A 14,999-nucleotide genomic window follows, 5' to 3' on the forward strand; every position below is an offset into this window, starting at 1 on the left:
GTGCAGAAAAGTAACATTCTTACCTGCAAGGCCCCAAAAAAGTGCCACCGACGTGGCGCAGAGTGACAGGCACATCTATGAGAGAATCCGAGGCCACCGACCCGTTTGCTCCAGAGAACCCGATGAAAGCAGTGTCAACCTCGGCTTCCCGTTACGCGATGATCCACCAGGTATTGCGCGACGCCATCGTCAACGGCACCGCCCGCCACGGCCTAGTACTGCTGGAAGCGCCGCTGGCCGAGTTGTTCGGCACCAGTCGCGTCCCGGTGCGCAAGGCCCTGGACCTGCTGCATGAAGAAGGACTGATCTGCCGTTTCGATGGCCGTGGCTACCTGATCAACCCCGATGGCCTGGACATGGAGCCACTGCGCCTGCCCTTGAGCCATGCGCACCTGGGCCTTAACGGTGAGGCCGAACTGATGGACACCCGGCCCCTGGGCGAGCGAATCGTCGAGGAGATCGGTGCGGCTCTGTCCACCTGCATTGCCTTTGGTCATTACCGCCTCGATGAACAAGCCGCGGCCGAACACTACGGTGTCAGCCGCGCGGTGGTGCGTGAAGCACTGATGCGCCTACGAGACCGCGGCCTGGTGGAAAAGGAACCCTATTCCCAATGGCTGGCCGGGCCGCTGACCGCCCGGGAGGTCACCGAAGACTACGAGTTGCGGGCCTGCCTGGAACCCGAAGCCTTGCGCCAGAGCGCGCCGGGCCTTGCTCGCGAGATGCTGGAGGCCATGCTGCAGCGGGTGATCGATGCGCAAAACAGCGACCATTGCAGCCTGGAAGAAATCGAACAACTTGAAGAAGATCTGCACCAGCACTGCCTGGCGGGCCTGCAAAACCGCAAGATCGCCGCGCTGATCCGCCAGGGCCAGAGCCCGATGATCATCAGCCGGATCTTCTACAGCCTGTTGGGTATCGGCGCCGATCCGGCGATGCTGGCCGAGCACCGGCTGATCCTGGAGCTACTGCTGCACGGCGCGTTCGACGCCGCCGCGCTAAACCTGCGCGAGCACCTGCAACGGGCCCGACAGCGGATGTTGCAGCGCTTGAAGGTGTTGTCGGTGCTGCCGGAACAGCCGCTGCCAGGCTACCTCAACAAAATCAGCTGAATGTACCCGATCAAAATGTGTCGCAGCAAATACCATGCAATTTGTTGCTAACAACGCCCCACCATTGAAACCACTGCTGACCTGCCCCATCTAACCTGCATACTTCCCCATGCAGGTGCCCCATGAGCGACCAGCAAGAATTCCCTGATATCGACCTCAACGACTACGCCGATCCGGAAAACGCCGAACACGCCTCCACCAACACCGGCCTGGCCCTGCCTGGGCAAAACCTGCCGGACAAGGTCTACATCATCCCGATCCACAATCGGCCCTTCTTCCCGGCGCAAGTGCTGCCAGTGATCGTCAATGAAGAGCCATGGGCCGAAACCCTGGAGCTGGTGAGCAAATCCGATCACCATTCCCTTGCCCTGTTTTTCATGGACACGCCCCCTGACGATCCGCGGCACTTCGACACCTCCAGCCTGCCGCTGTACGGCACTCTGGTGAAGGTCCACCACGCCAGCCGCGAAAACGGCAAGCTGCAATTCGTCGCCCAGGGCCTGACCCGCGTGAGGATTCGCACCTGGCTCAAGCACCACCGCCCACCGTACCTGGTGGAAGTCGAATACCCACACCAGCCGAGCGAGCCGACCGACGAGGTCAAGGCCTATGGCATGGCGCTGATCAACGCGATCAAGGAACTGCTGCCACTCAACCCGCTGTACAGCGAAGAGTTGAAGAACTACCTCAACCGCTTCAGCCCCAACGATCCGTCGCCACTGACCGATTTCGCCGCCGCGTTGACCTCGGCCACCGGTAACGAATTGCAGGAAGTGCTGGACTGCGTGCCCATGCTCAAACGCATGGAAAAAGTCTTGCCAATGCTGCGCAAGGAAGTCGAAGTCGCGCGCCTGCAAAAAGAAATCTCCGCCGAAGTGAACCGCAAGATCGGCGAGCACCAGCGCGAGTTCTTCCTCAAGGAACAGCTCAAGGTCATCCAGCAGGAGCTTGGTCTTACAAAGGATGATCGCAGTGCCGATGTCGAGCAGTTCCAGCAGCGCCTGGAAGGCAAGGTTTTGCCGGCCCAGGCGCAAAAGCGCATCGATGAAGAACTGAACAAATTGTCGATCCTGGAAACCGGCTCGCCGGAGTACGCGGTCACCCGCAACTACCTGGACTGGGCCACCTCGGTGCCGTGGGGCGTGTATGGCAAGGACAAACTCGACCTCAAGCACGCTCGCAAGGTGTTGGATAAACACCACGCTGGCCTGGGCGACATCAAGAGCCGCATCCTCGAATTCCTTGCCGTCGGCGCCTATAAAGGCGAAGTCGCCGGCTCCATCGTGTTGCTGGTTGGGCCGCCGGGCGTGGGCAAGACCAGCGTCGGCAAGTCCATCGCCGAATCACTGGGTCGGCCGTTCTACCGCTTCAGCGTCGGCGGAATGCGTGACGAGGCCGAGATCAAGGGCCATCGCCGCACCTACATCGGCGCCATGCCCGGCAAGCTGGTGCAGGCGCTTAAAGATGTAGAAGTGATGAACCCGGTGATCATGCTCGACGAGATCGACAAGATGGGCCAGAGCTACCAGGGCGATCCGGCCTCGGCCCTGCTGGAAACCCTCGACCCGGAACAGAACGTGGAATTTCTCGACCACTACCTGGACCTGCGCCTGGACCTGTCAAAAGTGCTGTTCGTCTGCACCGCCAACACCCTGGACTCAATCCCTGGCCCGTTGCTGGACCGGATGGAAGTGATTCGCCTGTCGGGCTATATCACCGAAGAAAAAATCGCCATCGCCAAGCGTCACCTGTGGCCCAAGCAGCTGGCAAAAGCCGGTGTGGCTAAGACCAGCCTGTCCATCAGCGACGGCGCCCTGCGTGCAGTGATCGATGGCTACGCCCGGGAAGCCGGAGTGCGCCAGTTGGAGAAACAGCTGGGCAAACTGGTGCGCAAGGCGGTGGTCAAGCTGCTGGATGAGCCCACGTTAGTGATCAAGATCGGCAACAAGGATCTGGAAACCTCGCTGGGCATGCCGGTGTTTCGCAACGAGCAAGTGCTGTCGGGCACCGGTGTGATCACCGGCCTGGCCTGGACCAGCATGGGCGGCGCCACCTTGCCGATCGAGGCGACGCGCATTCATACCCTCAATCGCGGTTTCAAACTCACCGGGCAACTGGGTGACGTAATGAAGGAATCCGCCGAGATCGCCTACAGCTACATCAGCGCCAACCTCAAGTCGTTTGGTGGTGATCCGAAGTTTTTTGACGAGGCTTTCGTCCATCTTCACGTACCGGAAGGCGCAACGCCCAAAGACGGCCCGAGCGCCGGAGTGACCATGGCCAGTGCGCTGCTGTCCCTCGCCCGCAACCAGCCGCCGAAAAAAGGCGTTGCCATGACTGGCGAGTTGACGCTCACCGGGCATGTGCTGCCGATTGGCGGGGTTCGGGAGAAGGTGATTGCGGCGCGGCGCCAGAAGATTCACGAGCTGATCTTGCCGGAGCCCAACCGCGGCAGTTTTGAAGAGTTGCCGGAGTACCTGAAGGAAGGCATGACGGTGCACTTCGCCAAGCGGTTTGCGGACGTGGCGAAGGTGTTGTTCTAAGTAACTCGTAGCAGCTGTCGAGCCCCAGCGAGGCTGCGTTGGCAGCACCACCGACTCCGAGCCAGGCACGACACCGCGTCGCGCCTGGCGCAGCCTCGCTGGGGCTCGACAGCTGCTACAGGAAAGCGGCCTGTCGGACCTCCCTCTTGTCACACCTTGTCTCATCTTCGGTTATGCTCGCCCTTCGTCGTGAATGAATGGAGCCCCCATGACCGCTGCCCGTCTGCTGCTTCCCCTGAGCCTTGCCTTGCTCGCCGCGTGCGCCAGTGCACCGAAGCAAAACGTCACTTTGGAAAAACAGAGCGCCTGCCCGCTCCAACTCAAAACCGGGCAAACCCTGATTCTCACCTTACCCAGCAACCCCACCACCGGTTACCGCTGGGCCATCCAGGATTCGGCTGGCGGCGTGCTGCGCAGCCTCAGTCCCGAGGTCTACAGCAACCCGGAAAACGCCGGAGTGGTGGGCGCAGCCGGGCAATCCACCTGGCGCTTCCAGGCCGTTGCCGCAGGCGAAGGCCGCTTACGCCTGACCTCCCAGCAACCCTGGGCCCCGGAAGTAAACCCGGTAGACACCTTCGACTGCGCCATTACGGTGAACTGATATGCCTTGGCTGATTCTCGCGCTGATGGGTGCCGCCACTTTCATGTACGGCCTGAACACCCACGCCACCCTGCTCTGTCTGTTGGTCAAACCCTTGCCGGTGCTGGCGCTGCTGGGCTGGCTGCATGACGCGCCGCCCAGCGACTATCGACGCTGGATCAGCCTGGGCCTGATTTTTTCCCTGGTGGGTGATGTGCTGCTGGCGTGGCCCGGCGACCTGTTCATCTTTGGCCTCGGCGCCTTCCTGTTCGCCCACCTGGCGTATTTGAAAGCCTACTTGAGCGATTGCCGCCGCCCGGCACTGTTGCCGTTGGTGTTGGCGCTGGTAGTGGGCGCGATCTTGCTGAGTATTCTGATTTCCCATGGCCTGGGGCCATTGCTGGTGCCTGTGGTGATTTACGCCTTGGTAATCAGCGCCATGCTCTGGCGGGCGCTGGCACGCTTGGGCAGCGACGTGCCCAAGCGCTCGGCGCAACTGGCGGCGGTGGGCGCGGCGGCGTTTGTGTTTTCTGACACGCTGATCGGGATCAATCGCTTTGTGGTGACGTTTGAGGCAGCGCCGTATTTGCTGATCATCAGCTACTGGCTGGGGCAGTGGGGAATTACCGCCTCCGCCTTTCATCAGAAACAACCCGCCCCCCTGTAGGAGCGAGCTTGCTCGCGAAGAACGCAGCAGCACCGCGTTAATCCAGATTCCCGCGTTATCGTTGGCGTTTTTCGCGAGCAAGCTCGCTCCTACAGGGGCAGTGGGGAATTACCGCGTCGGCGTTCCATCAGACAACCCGCGCATCCCAAAGCCAACTTGGCTAAAATGCCCGCTTTTCCCCCTTCGTCGCCGGAACAGCCGTGAGCAAAGAACCCGATCGCCTATTCGCCCAGCCCTTGCCCCAAGTGCCGGACTTCGCCTTCAACGAAGACGTGGTGCGGGTGTTCCCGGACATGATCAAGCGTTCGGTGCCCGGTTACCCGACCATTGTCGAGAACCTTGGCGTGCTGGCAGCACAGTTCGCCCAGCCGGGTAGCGTGCTCTACGACTTGGGTTCGTCCCTCGGCGCGGTGACCCAGGCGCTGCGCCGTCACGTGCGCACCGACGGTTGCCGGGTGATCGCTGTGGATAACTCAGCGGCGATGGTCGAACGGTGCCGGGAATACCTTAACGGCCAGGACTCGATGTTCCAGGAATTGCTGCCGGTGGAGGTGATCGAGGGCGATATCCTCGCGCTGCAATTCCAGCCGGCCTCGGTGGTGGCGCTGAATTTCACCCTGCAATTTATCGCCCCCGAAGAACGCCTGGCATTGCTCGGGCGAATTCGTCAGTCATTGCTGCCTGGTGGTGCGCTGATCCTCTCGGAAAAGCTGCGTTTCAACGACCTTGGAGAACACGCACTGCTGACCGACCTGCACATCGCCTTCAAACGCGCCAACGGCTACAGCGAACTGGAAATCGCCCAGAAGCGCAGCGCCATCGAAAACATCATGAAGCCCGACAGCCTCGAAGAACACCGCGAACGCCTGCTGGCCGCCGGGTTCTCGAAAGTCGTGCCGTGGTTCCAGTGTCTTAACTTTGCCTCGTTGATTGCCCTGCCATGATTGATCTGTCTCCCCTCGCCCGCCACCTGGTCGGCACTCCCCTGGCTGTATGGGCCCAAGGCCTGCAAGCGCAACTCGATAGCAAGATGGAAAAGGGTCATGGCGACCTGGAGCGCTGGCAAGGTGCGCTGGATGCGTTGCCGAAGATCATGCCCAGCGAAATTGACCTGCTGAACGGCCTGATCCTCGACACTGATTGCGACGACGAAACCCGCGTACAAATGCGTACCGCGTTGATGGGCCTATGCCCGTGGCGCAAAGGGCCTTTCGACCTGTTTGGCGTGCATGTCGACACCGAATGGCGCTCGGACTGGAAGTGGTCACGAGTGGCCCCGCACCTGGACCTCAAGGGCAAGCGCATCCTCGATGTCGGTTGCGGCAACGGCTATTACATGTGGCGCATGCTGGGTGCCGGAGCCGACAGCGTGATTGGCGTCGACCCGAACTGGCTGTTCTTCTGCCAGTTCCAGGCGGTGCAGCGTTACCTGTGCGCGCCGAATGCCTGGCACTTGCCGTTTCCCTTCGAAGACCTGCCGCCGAACATAGAAGGCTTCGACACAGTATTTTCCATGGGTGTGTTTTACCACCGTCGTTCACCCATCGAGCATTTGCTGGCGCTCAAGGACTGCCTGGTCAAGGGCGGCGAGTTGGTGCTGGAAACCCTGGTGATTGAAGGCGATCAGCAGCAAGTGTTGGTGCCGGAAGACCGTTATGCGCAGATGCGCAACGTGTGGTTCCTGCCGTCGGTGCCGGCGCTGATGCTGTGGCTGCGCCGTGCTGGCTTCAGTGATGTGCGCTGTGTGGATGTGAGCGTAACCACAGTCGAGGAACAACGTGGCACGCAGTGGATGAAGTTTCAGTCCCTGAGCGACTTCCTCGACCCCGAAGATCACAGCAAGACTATCGAAGGGCTGCCGGCGCCGATGCGCGCCGTTATCGTCGCCCGCAAGTAATCTCCCCCCGTAGCAGCTGTCGAGCCGGAGCGAGGCTGCGTGGCGAGTACCGCGCATTAATGGGTACTGCCGACGCAGCCTCGCTGGCGCTCGGCAGCTGCTACGAGAATATAACGATCAACCGGGGGGGTTGGCTCTTCGCGCCTTGAAGAACTCACTCAACACCGTCCCGCATTCCTCAGCCAGCACCCCGCCTTCAAACAGCACCCGATGATTGAGAAAACCCTGGGTAAAGAACTGCCCCTGGCTTTGCACGATCCCGGCTTTTGGCTCCAGCGCACCGTACACCACCCGCGCAATACGCGAATGGACGATCAAGCCGGCGCACATGCTGCACGGTTCCAGCGTCACGTAGAGGGTGCTGCCCGGCAGGCGGTAATTGCTCGCCGCCTGGGCAGCCGCGCGGATGGCGACCATCTCGGCATGCGCACTGGGGTCGTTGCCACTGATAGGGCAGTTGAAGCCTCGGCCAATGATTTCACCGTCCTGCACCAACACCGCGCCCACCGGCACTTCGCCGAGCGCCGCGCCTTGGGCGGCGAGGGTCAGCGCTTCGCGCATGAAGTCCTGGTCGCGGCTACGATCAATAATCGCCATTGGGCGAATCTGGCGCATCACGCCACCTCGATGGCGGCCATCAGGCCGGTTTCCATGTGGTCGATCACATGGCAGTGGAACATCCACACACCAGGGTTATCCGCCACCAGGGCCACGCGGGCGCGTTCGTTCTTGCCCAGCAGGTAGGTGTCGGTGAAGTACGGGATGACCTTGTGCCGGTTCGAGGCGATGACCTTGAAACTCATGCCGTGCAAGTGGATCGGGTGTTGGTACTGGGTCATATTCTTCAATTCGAAAATGTAGCTCTTGCCCTTTTCAAGCTTGGCAATCGGGCGGTCGGCGCAGGTCTTGTCGGTGATATCCCAGGCCTGCCCGTTGATCTGCCACAGGCTTGGCGGCTTATTGTCGACATTCACCGACACCGAACCCACCCATTCGAAATTGAAGTTGAGTTTCTCGGCATTGGCCAGGTCCGGCTCGGCAATCGGGTTTGCCGGCAGCGCGGGCGGCCACTCGGTGGGCGCGTCAGTGTTGACCACCGAACGGAACGTGCCAAGGCGCACCGGGCCGTTACGGATCGACAATTCTTCTCCAGCAGCCGGTGCCTTGATTGCCAGACAAATGCGCATGCCCGGCCCCAGCCAGTATTCCTTGCCCAAGGGCCGGGGCTCGATGGGGTTACCGTCCAGCGCATAGATCTGCGCTTCAACTCCGGGGATGTTGAGGCGATAGGTCAGGGTATTGTCGAGGTTGAGCAGCCGCACACGGGTGATCTGCCCGGCCGGGAGGTCGATCACTGCCTGGGACACACCATTGATGGTCGACAAGCGCCCGGCGGTGCCACCACGGGCTGCTTCACGGGGAATGCTGAAGGCAACAAAGGCGCCCTCTTCGTCCACGTGCCAGCTTTTCAGGCTCAGGGTGCATTCGTGCTTGAAACCGGTGGGCTCGCGCTCTTCGATGATCAGCGGGCCCACCAGGCCACGGCCCAGCTCTTCACTGCTGTTCACATGAGGGTGATACCAGTAGCTGCCGGCGTCGGGCACGCGAAATTTGTAATCGAAATACTCGCCCGGCAACACCGGCAGTTGCGAAACGTAGGGCACGCCATCCATTTCCAGCGGCAGGCGAATGCCGTGCCAGTGGATGGTGGTAGCAACCGGCAGGTGGTTGATAAAGCGCACCCGCAGCCATTCGCCCTGACGCACCCGCAACTCGGTGCCCGGCGCCGATGGGCCAAAGGCCCAGGCTTGGGTCTTGTGCCCGGGTACCAATTCCACATCCAGGGGTGCTGCGATCAGCTCGTAATCGTGACCCGCCTCGGCGTCTGCCATTTTCCCCAGCCAGTAGCGATAGGCGCCACCGGCACCGACGCCAACCACTGCGCAACCTGCAAGACCACCGAGGATTTGTCGACGGGAAAAGGATAGGGACACAACAACCTCACGTATCTACCGCGGGTCCGAGACCCGCAAAGGGCAAATACGATACACCCGCAAATGCGAAACAGTAAGGGCGCGGGTTGCCGCAGTGGCGTTTTCAGGCCTTGGCAGCAGCCAGAATCAGGGCTTTCATCTCGGCGACCGCGCCTTTGAAACCGACGAACAGCGCGTGGGCCACCAGGGCATGGCCGATGTTCAGCTCGTTGATGCCCTTGATCGCAGCCACCGCTTCGACGTTGTGGTAGTGCAGGCCATGGCCAGCGTTAACGATCAGGCCTTGGGCAAGACCACAGGCCACGCCGTCGACGATGCGCTGCAACTCATCGGCGACTTCGGTCGGCGTAGTGGCGTCGGCGTAACGGCCGGTGTGCAGCTCAATGGCCGGGGCGCCGACACGTTTGGAGGCTTCGATCTGCCGCTCATCAGCGTCGATGAACAACGAGACTTCACAACCGATCGTCGCCAGGCGCTCAACCGCCGCCTTGATCCGTGCTTCCTGGCCGGCAACGTCCAGGCCGCCTTCGGTGGTCAATTCCTGACGGGTTTCCGGGACCAGGCAGATATGCGCCGGACGAATACGCTCAGCGAACACCATCATTGCTTCGGTGACGCCCATTTCGAAGTTCATGCGGGTTTGCAGCACGTCCTTGAGCAGCAGCACGTCGCGCTCCTGGATGTGCCGGCGGTCTTCGCGCAGGTGCACGGTGATGCCGTCGGCGCCCGCTTCCTCGGCATCCAGCGCGGCCTTGACCGGATCAGGGTAACGGGTGCCCCGTGCCTGGCGCAGGGTGGCTACGTGGTCGATGTTCACGCCGAGAAGAATGCGATTGCTGGTGGTCACGAAAAGCGCTCCTGAAGAGGGAAGGAATCGCTGCACAGCATACACGGGGATGTCAGGGCTTTCGAAACAACTCGCGACTGACCAGCGGCCGACCACCCAAGTGCACGGCCAGGGCCTGGCGCATCAGACGCTTGGCGGCAGACAGGGCGCCGGGAGCGGTCCAGTCGGCCTCGGCCATGGCCAGCAGCTCAGTGCCCTGAAAAAGGCCGGGTTGCAGCAGGTAGACCCGCTCTAGACCCGCGTCCACCTGCAGGCGATACATACCGTCGGCGGCGATGGGGTCGCCGTGCAGGTCCTGGCTCAGTTCGAAGCCGTAGCCCAAGTCGTCCAGCAGGCGCCACTCGAAAGCCCGCAGCAACGGCTCCAGGGGGCGGCCTTCGGCCAGGGCCAGTAAGGTGGCGGCGTAGTGATCGAAAACAGCGGGGTGCGGGTCTTCAGCGGGCAGTAGGCGAATCAGCAGTTCGTTGAGGTAGAGGCCGCTGAACAGCGCTTCGCCATTGAGCCAGTTGGAAGCCCCGGCGCTTTCCATGCGGCCGACGTTTTTCAGCTCGCCGCGTCCGCGAAACTCCACTTCCAGGGCCACGAATGGTCGCGCCAGCGTCCCCGCCTTGCCCCGCGCACTGCGCAACACCGCCCGCAGGCGACCTTGTGGCGTGAGGAAGTCCACCAACGCGCTGTTTTCACGGTAGGCACGGCTGTGCAAGACGTAAGCGGGCTGGCCGGTGGGTGGGGATTGAGACATGGGGGCTCGCTGAGGGAACACGGTCTTCAAAGCGATGGGCATCACTGTAGGAGCGAGCTTGCTCGCGAAGAACCTGAGAACGACACGCCTATTCAGAAAGAACGCGTCATCGTTAACGTTTTTCGCGAGCAAGCTCGCTCCTACAGGGGGAAGCAGCGTATTACAGGTCGCCGTAACCCAGGGAGCGCAATGCCCGCTCATCATCGGACCAACCACCCTTAACCTTGACCCACAGGTTGAGCATGATCTTGGAATCAAACAGCAATTCCATGTCCTTGCGCGCTTCGGTGCCAATGCGCTTGATGCGCTCGCCCTTGTCGCCAATGATGATTTTCTTCTGGCCGTCACGTTCGACGAGGATCAGCGCGTGGATATGCAGGGTCTTGCCCTGCTGCTTGAACTCTTCGATTTCCACGGTGATCTGGTACGGCAGCTCGGCGCCCATCTGGCGCATGATTTTCTCGCGCACAAGTTCTGCGGCGAGGAAACGGCTGCTGCGGTCGGTGATCTGGTCTTCCGGGAAGAAGTGCTCGTTCTCCGGCAGATACCCGGCAATCACCCGCTCCAGGGCTTCGAGATTGTGCCCATGCTGGGCCGAGATCGGCATGATCTGGGCGTTCGGCAGTTGTTCCTGCAGCCAGCTCAGGTGCGGCATCAGCTCGGCCTTGTCTTCGATACGGTCGGTCTTGTTCAACGCGACGATCAAGGGGCCGGTGACGTACTGCACGCGCTCGAGGACCATCTGGTCTTCGTCGGTCCACTTGGTGCGGTCGACCACGAAGATCACCACGTCGACGTCTTTCAACGCCGCCGAAGCGGTCTTGTTCATGTAGCGGTTTAGGGCTTTCTCGCCGCCTTTGTGCATGCCAGGGGTATCAACATAGACCGCCTGGATGTTGCCTTCGGTCTTGATTCCCAGCATGTTGTGCCGGGTGGTCTGGGGCTTGCGCGAAGTGATCGCCAGCTTTTGCCCGAGGATGTGGTTCAGCAACGTGGACTTGCCCACGTTGGGGCGGCCGACGATGGCAACATAGCCACAGCGAGTTGCGGTTGAATCAGTCATGGCCATTCTCCACGCCCAGGGCTATCAGTGCTGCGGCGGCCGCTACCTGTTCGGCAATACGACGACTCACACCCTGACCTCGGCTTTTTTCATTCAGTAAGGTGATTTCACATTCGACGAAGAAAACTCGGCAATGAGGCTCACCCTGGATATCCACCACTTCGTAACGTGGCAGCTCACACCCGCGCGACTGCAGGAACTCTTGCAGGCGGGTCTTGGGATCTTTGTTGGTGTCCACCAGCGTCAGGCTGTCGAACTCCGAGGTCAGCCAGGCCAGTACCCGCTCGCGGGCCATGTCCATGCCTGCATCGAGGTAGATCGCCCCGATCAGCGCTTCAAGGGCGTCGGCCAGAATCGACTCGCGACGGAAACCGCCGCTTTTCAACTCGCCGGAGCCTAGGCGCAAGTATTCGCCCAGATCGAAACCCCGGGCCAGCACGGCCAGGGTTTCGCCTTTCACCAGGCGCGCGCGCAGGCGCGACAACTGGCCTTCACGGGCCAGAGGGAAGCGAACAAACAGGGCTTCACCGGCAACAAAGTTAAGGATGGCATCACCGAGGAATTCCAGGCGCTCGTTGTTACGCCCGGCAAAACTGCGGTGTGTCAGGGCAAGGACCATCAATTCCTGGTCCTTGAAGGTGTAACCGAGCTGACGCTCGAGACTGCTTAAAGAAACGCTCACGGTTTACCCACATTCAGTTCGTGGCCGAACTTCACCACTTGAAGGGCGAGGCACCGGCGGCCATCGACGATTAACGCTGTGTTCAAATTTACATCCTGGCTATTGTTGTGTGCAGCACCGCGTAGGTGCTGCACAGGACCGGACGATTTGTCCAAGGCCCAGAAAAGCATTCGGCGCTGTGTTCACAGCGCCGCATGGATTACTTGATCAGCCCCACCCGCGAGAAGTTCGGCAGGTGGCTGAGCTTGGGTTCCGGCCAACTCATCCAGACCGCAAAGGCCTTGCCGACGATATTCTGGTCGGGGACCATGCCCAGCAGCTCCTTGGGAATGTTCGGATCGTCCCAGTAGCGGCTGTCATTGGAGTTGTCACGATTGTCGCCCATCATGAAGTAATGCCCTGCAGGCACTGTCCATTGATTGTCGGGCGGGGAACGGTAGCGGCTCATTTCCTTGCGGATCTCGTGCTCTACCACTCCGAGTTTTTCCTGGTACAGCTCGGCGCTGCCCAAGGTGTTCGGTTCGGAACCGATCAGTTTTTCCGCCACCGACTCGCCGTTGACGAACAGGCGCTTGTCGCTGGTGTAGCGAATCACATCACCCGGCAGGCCCACCACACGCTTGATGTAGTTGACGTTCGGGTCGCTTGGGTAGCGGAACACCATCACATCGCCGCGTTGCGGATCACCGATCTCGATCACTTTCTTGTCGAGCACCGGCAAGCGAATCCCGTAGGAAAACTTGTTCACCAGGATGAAGTCACCCACATCCAGGGTCGGCTTCATCGATCCCGAAGGAATCTGAAACGGCTCCACCAGAAACGAACGCAACACCAGCACGATGAACAACACCGGGAAGAACGACTTGCCGTATTCAACCAGCAGCGGCTCTTTGTTGAGTTTCTCGATGACCACGCCATCGGGCTGGCTGACGCTGCCCTGATAGGACGCGATAGCCGCCCGCCGACGCGGGGCGAAGAAAAGCAGATCGAGCAACGCCAATAGACCGCAAACGGCAACGGCGATGACCAGCAACAGCGGGAAATTTAGTGACATAGGACCTAACTATCCAACCTGAGCACCGCAAGGAAGGCTTCTTGTGGAATTTCCACGTTGCCCACTTGCTTCATGCGTTTTTTACCGGCCTTTTGCTTTTCAAGCAGCTTGCGCTTGCGGCTGACGTCACCGCCATAGCATTTGGCCAGTACGTTTTTTCTGAGAGCTTTGACGGAGGTCCGTGCAATGATCTGCCCGCCAATGGCGGCCTGGATCGCGACATCGAACATCTGGCGCGGAATCAGTTCTTTCATCTTCTCGGTCAACTGGCGACCTTTGTAGTGCGCGTTTTCCTTGTGCACGATCAGCGCCAGGGCATCGACCTTGTCACCATTGATCAGCACGTCCAGCTTCACCAGATTAGCTGATTGATAACGATCGAAATGGTAATCCAGCGAAGCATAGCCGCGACTGGTGGATTTGAGACGGTCGAAGAAGTCCAGGACCACTTCGTTCATCGGCAAATCGTAGGTCACTTGCACCTGGGTACCGAGGAACAGCATGTCGTGCTGCACGCCACGCTTTTCGATACACAGGGTAATAACGTTGCCCAGGTGTTCCTGCGGCACAAGAATATTGGCCCGCACGATCGGTTCGCGCATGTCTTCGATGGCAGACAGATCCGGGAGCTTGGACGGGTTATCAACGTAAATCGTTTCACCGGTTTTGAGCAACAGCTCAAAAATAACCGTTGGCGCCGTGGTAATCAGGTCCAGGTCGTACTCGCGCTCCAGGCGCTCCTGGATGATTTCCATGTGCAGCATGCCGAGGAAGCCGCAACGGAAGCCAAAGCCCAGGGCATCGGAGCTTTCCGGGGTGTACTGCAACGACGAGTCGTTGAGGGTCAGCTTTTGCAGCGCTTCGCGAAAGTCTTCGAAGTCGTCGGAGCTGACCGGAAACAGGCCGGCGTAGACCTGCGGCTGGATGCGTTTGAAGCCCGGCAGCACGTCGACATCAGGGGTGGAGCTCAAGGTCAGGGTGTCGCCGACCGGCGCACCGTGGATGTCCTTGATGCCGGCGATGATGAAGCCTACTTCACCAGCTTTCAGATCAACGGTCGCGGTGTGTTTCGGGTTGAATACACCAACGCTGTCCACCAGGTGGATCTTGCCGGTGGATTTGACCAGGATCTTGTCGCCCTTCTTCACACGGCCGTGGCGCACGCGTACCAAGGAAACAACGCCCAGGTAGTTGTCGAACCAGGAGTCGATGATCAACGCTTGCAGCGGATCTTCGTAGTTGCCGGTAGGAGCGGGAATGGTGTGAACCAGGCGTTCGAGCACTTCGTCGACGCCCTGGCCGGTCTTGGCGCTGCACTCGACGGCATCGGTGGCATCGATACCGATGATCTTCTCGATTTCTTCTTTCACGCGGTCTGGATCGGCCTGTGGCAGGTCGATCTTGTTCAGCACCGGCATGACTTCCAGGCCTTGTTCGATGGCGGTGTAGCAGTTGGCCACGGACTGGGCTTCCACGCCCTGCCCCGCGTCTACAACCAGCAACGCGCCTTCACAGGCCGCCAGCGACCGGCTGACTTCGTAGGTGAAGTCAACGTGGCCTGGGGTGTCAATGAAGTTCAGTTGGTACTTGATGCCATCGCGGGCGGTGTAATACAGAGTAACGCTGTGGGCCTTGATGGTGATCCCGCGCTCGCGTTCGAGGTCCATGGAGTCCAGTACCTGGGCTTCCATTTCACGCTCGGCAAGGCCGCCGCACATCTGGATGAATCGATCGGCCAGCGTCGACTTACCATGGTCAATGTGGGCGATGATGGAGAAATTGCGGATATGACTCAAATCACTCACGGATCAACACTCA

At 60.4% G+C, this 14,999-nt stretch carries 14 protein-coding genes; 6 read left to right on the top strand and 8 right to left on the bottom strand.

What is annotated here, in order from left to right; translation table 11 throughout:
- Positions 1-122 precede the first annotated feature (122 nt).
- The 6 genes from AAEZ06_RS00515 (at position 123) to cmoB (ending at position 6,799) form a co-directional block, all read left to right on the top strand.
- Complete coding sequence (locus AAEZ06_RS00515) at positions 123-1,112, top strand: GntR family transcriptional regulator (RefSeq protein ID WP_149411062.1); 990 nt, start codon at positions 123-125, stop codon at positions 1,110-1,112.
- 122 nt (positions 1,113-1,234) lie between these two features.
- Entirely contained in the window at positions 1,235-3,655 is a 2,421-nt protein-coding gene (lon, locus tag AAEZ06_RS00520; protein WP_149411001.1) for an endopeptidase La, read from the top strand.
- 208 nt (positions 3,656-3,863) lie between these two features.
- Complete coding sequence (locus AAEZ06_RS00525; protein ID WP_350612430.1) at positions 3,864-4,256, top strand: protease inhibitor I42 family protein; 393 nt, start codon at positions 3,864-3,866, stop codon at positions 4,254-4,256.
- Position 4,257: 1 nt separating this feature from the next.
- Complete coding sequence (locus AAEZ06_RS00530; RefSeq protein WP_149410999.1) at positions 4,258-4,902, top strand: lysoplasmalogenase; 645 nt, start codon at positions 4,258-4,260, stop codon at positions 4,900-4,902.
- Positions 4,903-5,102: 200 nt separating this feature from the next.
- Positions 5,103-5,846 carry a carboxy-S-adenosyl-L-methionine synthase CmoA gene (cmoA, locus tag AAEZ06_RS00535; protein WP_350612432.1) on the top strand — a complete coding sequence of 248 codons (744 nt, stop codon included), beginning with the start codon at positions 5,103-5,105 and terminating at the stop codon, positions 5,844-5,846.
- Positions 5,843-6,799, top strand: coding sequence for a tRNA 5-methoxyuridine(34)/uridine 5-oxyacetic acid(34) synthase CmoB (gene cmoB, locus AAEZ06_RS00540; RefSeq protein ID WP_350612434.1), 957 nt, complete (start codon positions 5,843-5,845; stop codon positions 6,797-6,799). The genes cmoA and cmoB overlap by 4 nt, the downstream gene beginning before the upstream one ends.
- A 117-nt stretch (positions 6,800-6,916) precedes the next feature.
- Here the strand turns inward: cmoB and tadA are convergent, their stop codons facing one another.
- The 8 genes from tadA to lepA form a co-directional block, all read right to left on the bottom strand.
- Positions 6,917-7,414 (bottom strand): tRNA adenosine(34) deaminase TadA, encoded by a 498-nt coding sequence (gene tadA / locus AAEZ06_RS00545; RefSeq protein WP_149410996.1) that lies wholly within the window; start codon positions 7,412-7,414, stop codon positions 6,917-6,919.
- On the bottom strand, positions 7,414-8,793 hold the full coding sequence (locus AAEZ06_RS00550; protein ID WP_350612437.1) for a multicopper oxidase family protein: 1,380 nt from the start codon (positions 8,791-8,793) through the stop codon (positions 7,414-7,416). Before AAEZ06_RS00550 ends, tadA begins: the two co-directional genes overlap by 1 nt.
- 103 nt (positions 8,794-8,896) lie before the next feature.
- Positions 8,897-9,640 (bottom strand): pyridoxine 5'-phosphate synthase, encoded by a 744-nt coding sequence (pdxJ, locus tag AAEZ06_RS00555; RefSeq protein WP_149410994.1) that lies wholly within the window; start codon positions 9,638-9,640, stop codon positions 8,897-8,899.
- Between the two features lie 52 nt (positions 9,641-9,692).
- Complete coding sequence (recO, locus tag AAEZ06_RS00560; RefSeq protein WP_149410993.1) at positions 9,693-10,382, bottom strand: DNA repair protein RecO; 690 nt, start codon at positions 10,380-10,382, stop codon at positions 9,693-9,695.
- 160 nt (positions 10,383-10,542) lie between these two features.
- Positions 10,543-11,445 (bottom strand): GTPase Era, encoded by a 903-nt coding sequence (era, locus tag AAEZ06_RS00565; RefSeq protein WP_133099750.1) that lies wholly within the window; start codon positions 11,443-11,445, stop codon positions 10,543-10,545.
- Entirely contained in the window at positions 11,438-12,127 is a 690-nt protein-coding gene (gene rnc, locus AAEZ06_RS00570; protein ID WP_149410992.1) for a ribonuclease III, read from the bottom strand. The genes era and rnc overlap by 8 nt, the downstream gene beginning before the upstream one ends.
- Positions 12,128-12,326: 199 nt before the next feature.
- The gene (gene lepB / locus AAEZ06_RS00575; RefSeq protein WP_149410991.1) at positions 12,327-13,181 is read right to left on the bottom strand and encodes a signal peptidase I; all 855 of its coding nucleotides are present in this window, start codon (positions 13,179-13,181) and stop codon (positions 12,327-12,329) included.
- A gap of 5 nt (positions 13,182-13,186) precedes the next feature.
- Positions 13,187-14,986 (bottom strand): translation elongation factor 4, encoded by a 1,800-nt coding sequence (gene lepA / locus AAEZ06_RS00580; protein WP_350612441.1) that lies wholly within the window; start codon positions 14,984-14,986, stop codon positions 13,187-13,189.
- Positions 14,987-14,999 lie beyond the last annotated feature (13 nt).

Origin of the sequence: Pseudomonas sp. HY7a-MNA-CIBAN-0227 (genome assembly GCF_040310325.1) — a bacterium.
Lineage (GTDB): Bacteria > Pseudomonadota > Gammaproteobacteria > Pseudomonadales > Pseudomonadaceae > Aquipseudomonas.

Excerpts from the sequence above, each read along its gene's own strand:
- AAEZ06_RS00530 (WP_149410999.1), top strand. The coding sequence starts at position 4,258 with ATGCCTTGGCTGATTCTCGCGCTGATGGGTGCCGCCACTTTCATGTAC.
- recO (WP_149410993.1), bottom strand. The coding sequence starts at position 10,382 with ATGTCTCAATCCCCACCCACCGGCCAGCCCGCTTACGTCTTGCACAGC.
- AAEZ06_RS00515 (WP_149411062.1), top strand. The coding sequence starts at position 123 with ATGAAAGCAGTGTCAACCTCGGCTTCCCGTTACGCGATGATCCACCAG.
- tadA (WP_149410996.1), bottom strand. The coding sequence starts at position 7,414 with ATGCGCCAGATTCGCCCAATGGCGATTATTGATCGTAGCCGCGACCAG.
- lepB (WP_149410991.1), bottom strand. The coding sequence starts at position 13,181 with ATGTCACTAAATTTCCCGCTGTTGCTGGTCATCGCCGTTGCCGTTTGC.
- lon (WP_149411001.1), top strand. The coding sequence starts at position 1,235 with ATGAGCGACCAGCAAGAATTCCCTGATATCGACCTCAACGACTACGCC.
- era (WP_133099750.1), bottom strand. The coding sequence starts at position 11,445 with ATGACTGATTCAACCGCAACTCGCTGTGGCTATGTTGCCATCGTCGGC.
- AAEZ06_RS00525 (WP_350612430.1), top strand. The coding sequence starts at position 3,864 with ATGACCGCTGCCCGTCTGCTGCTTCCCCTGAGCCTTGCCTTGCTCGCC.
- cmoB (WP_350612434.1), top strand. The coding sequence starts at position 5,843 with ATGATTGATCTGTCTCCCCTCGCCCGCCACCTGGTCGGCACTCCCCTG.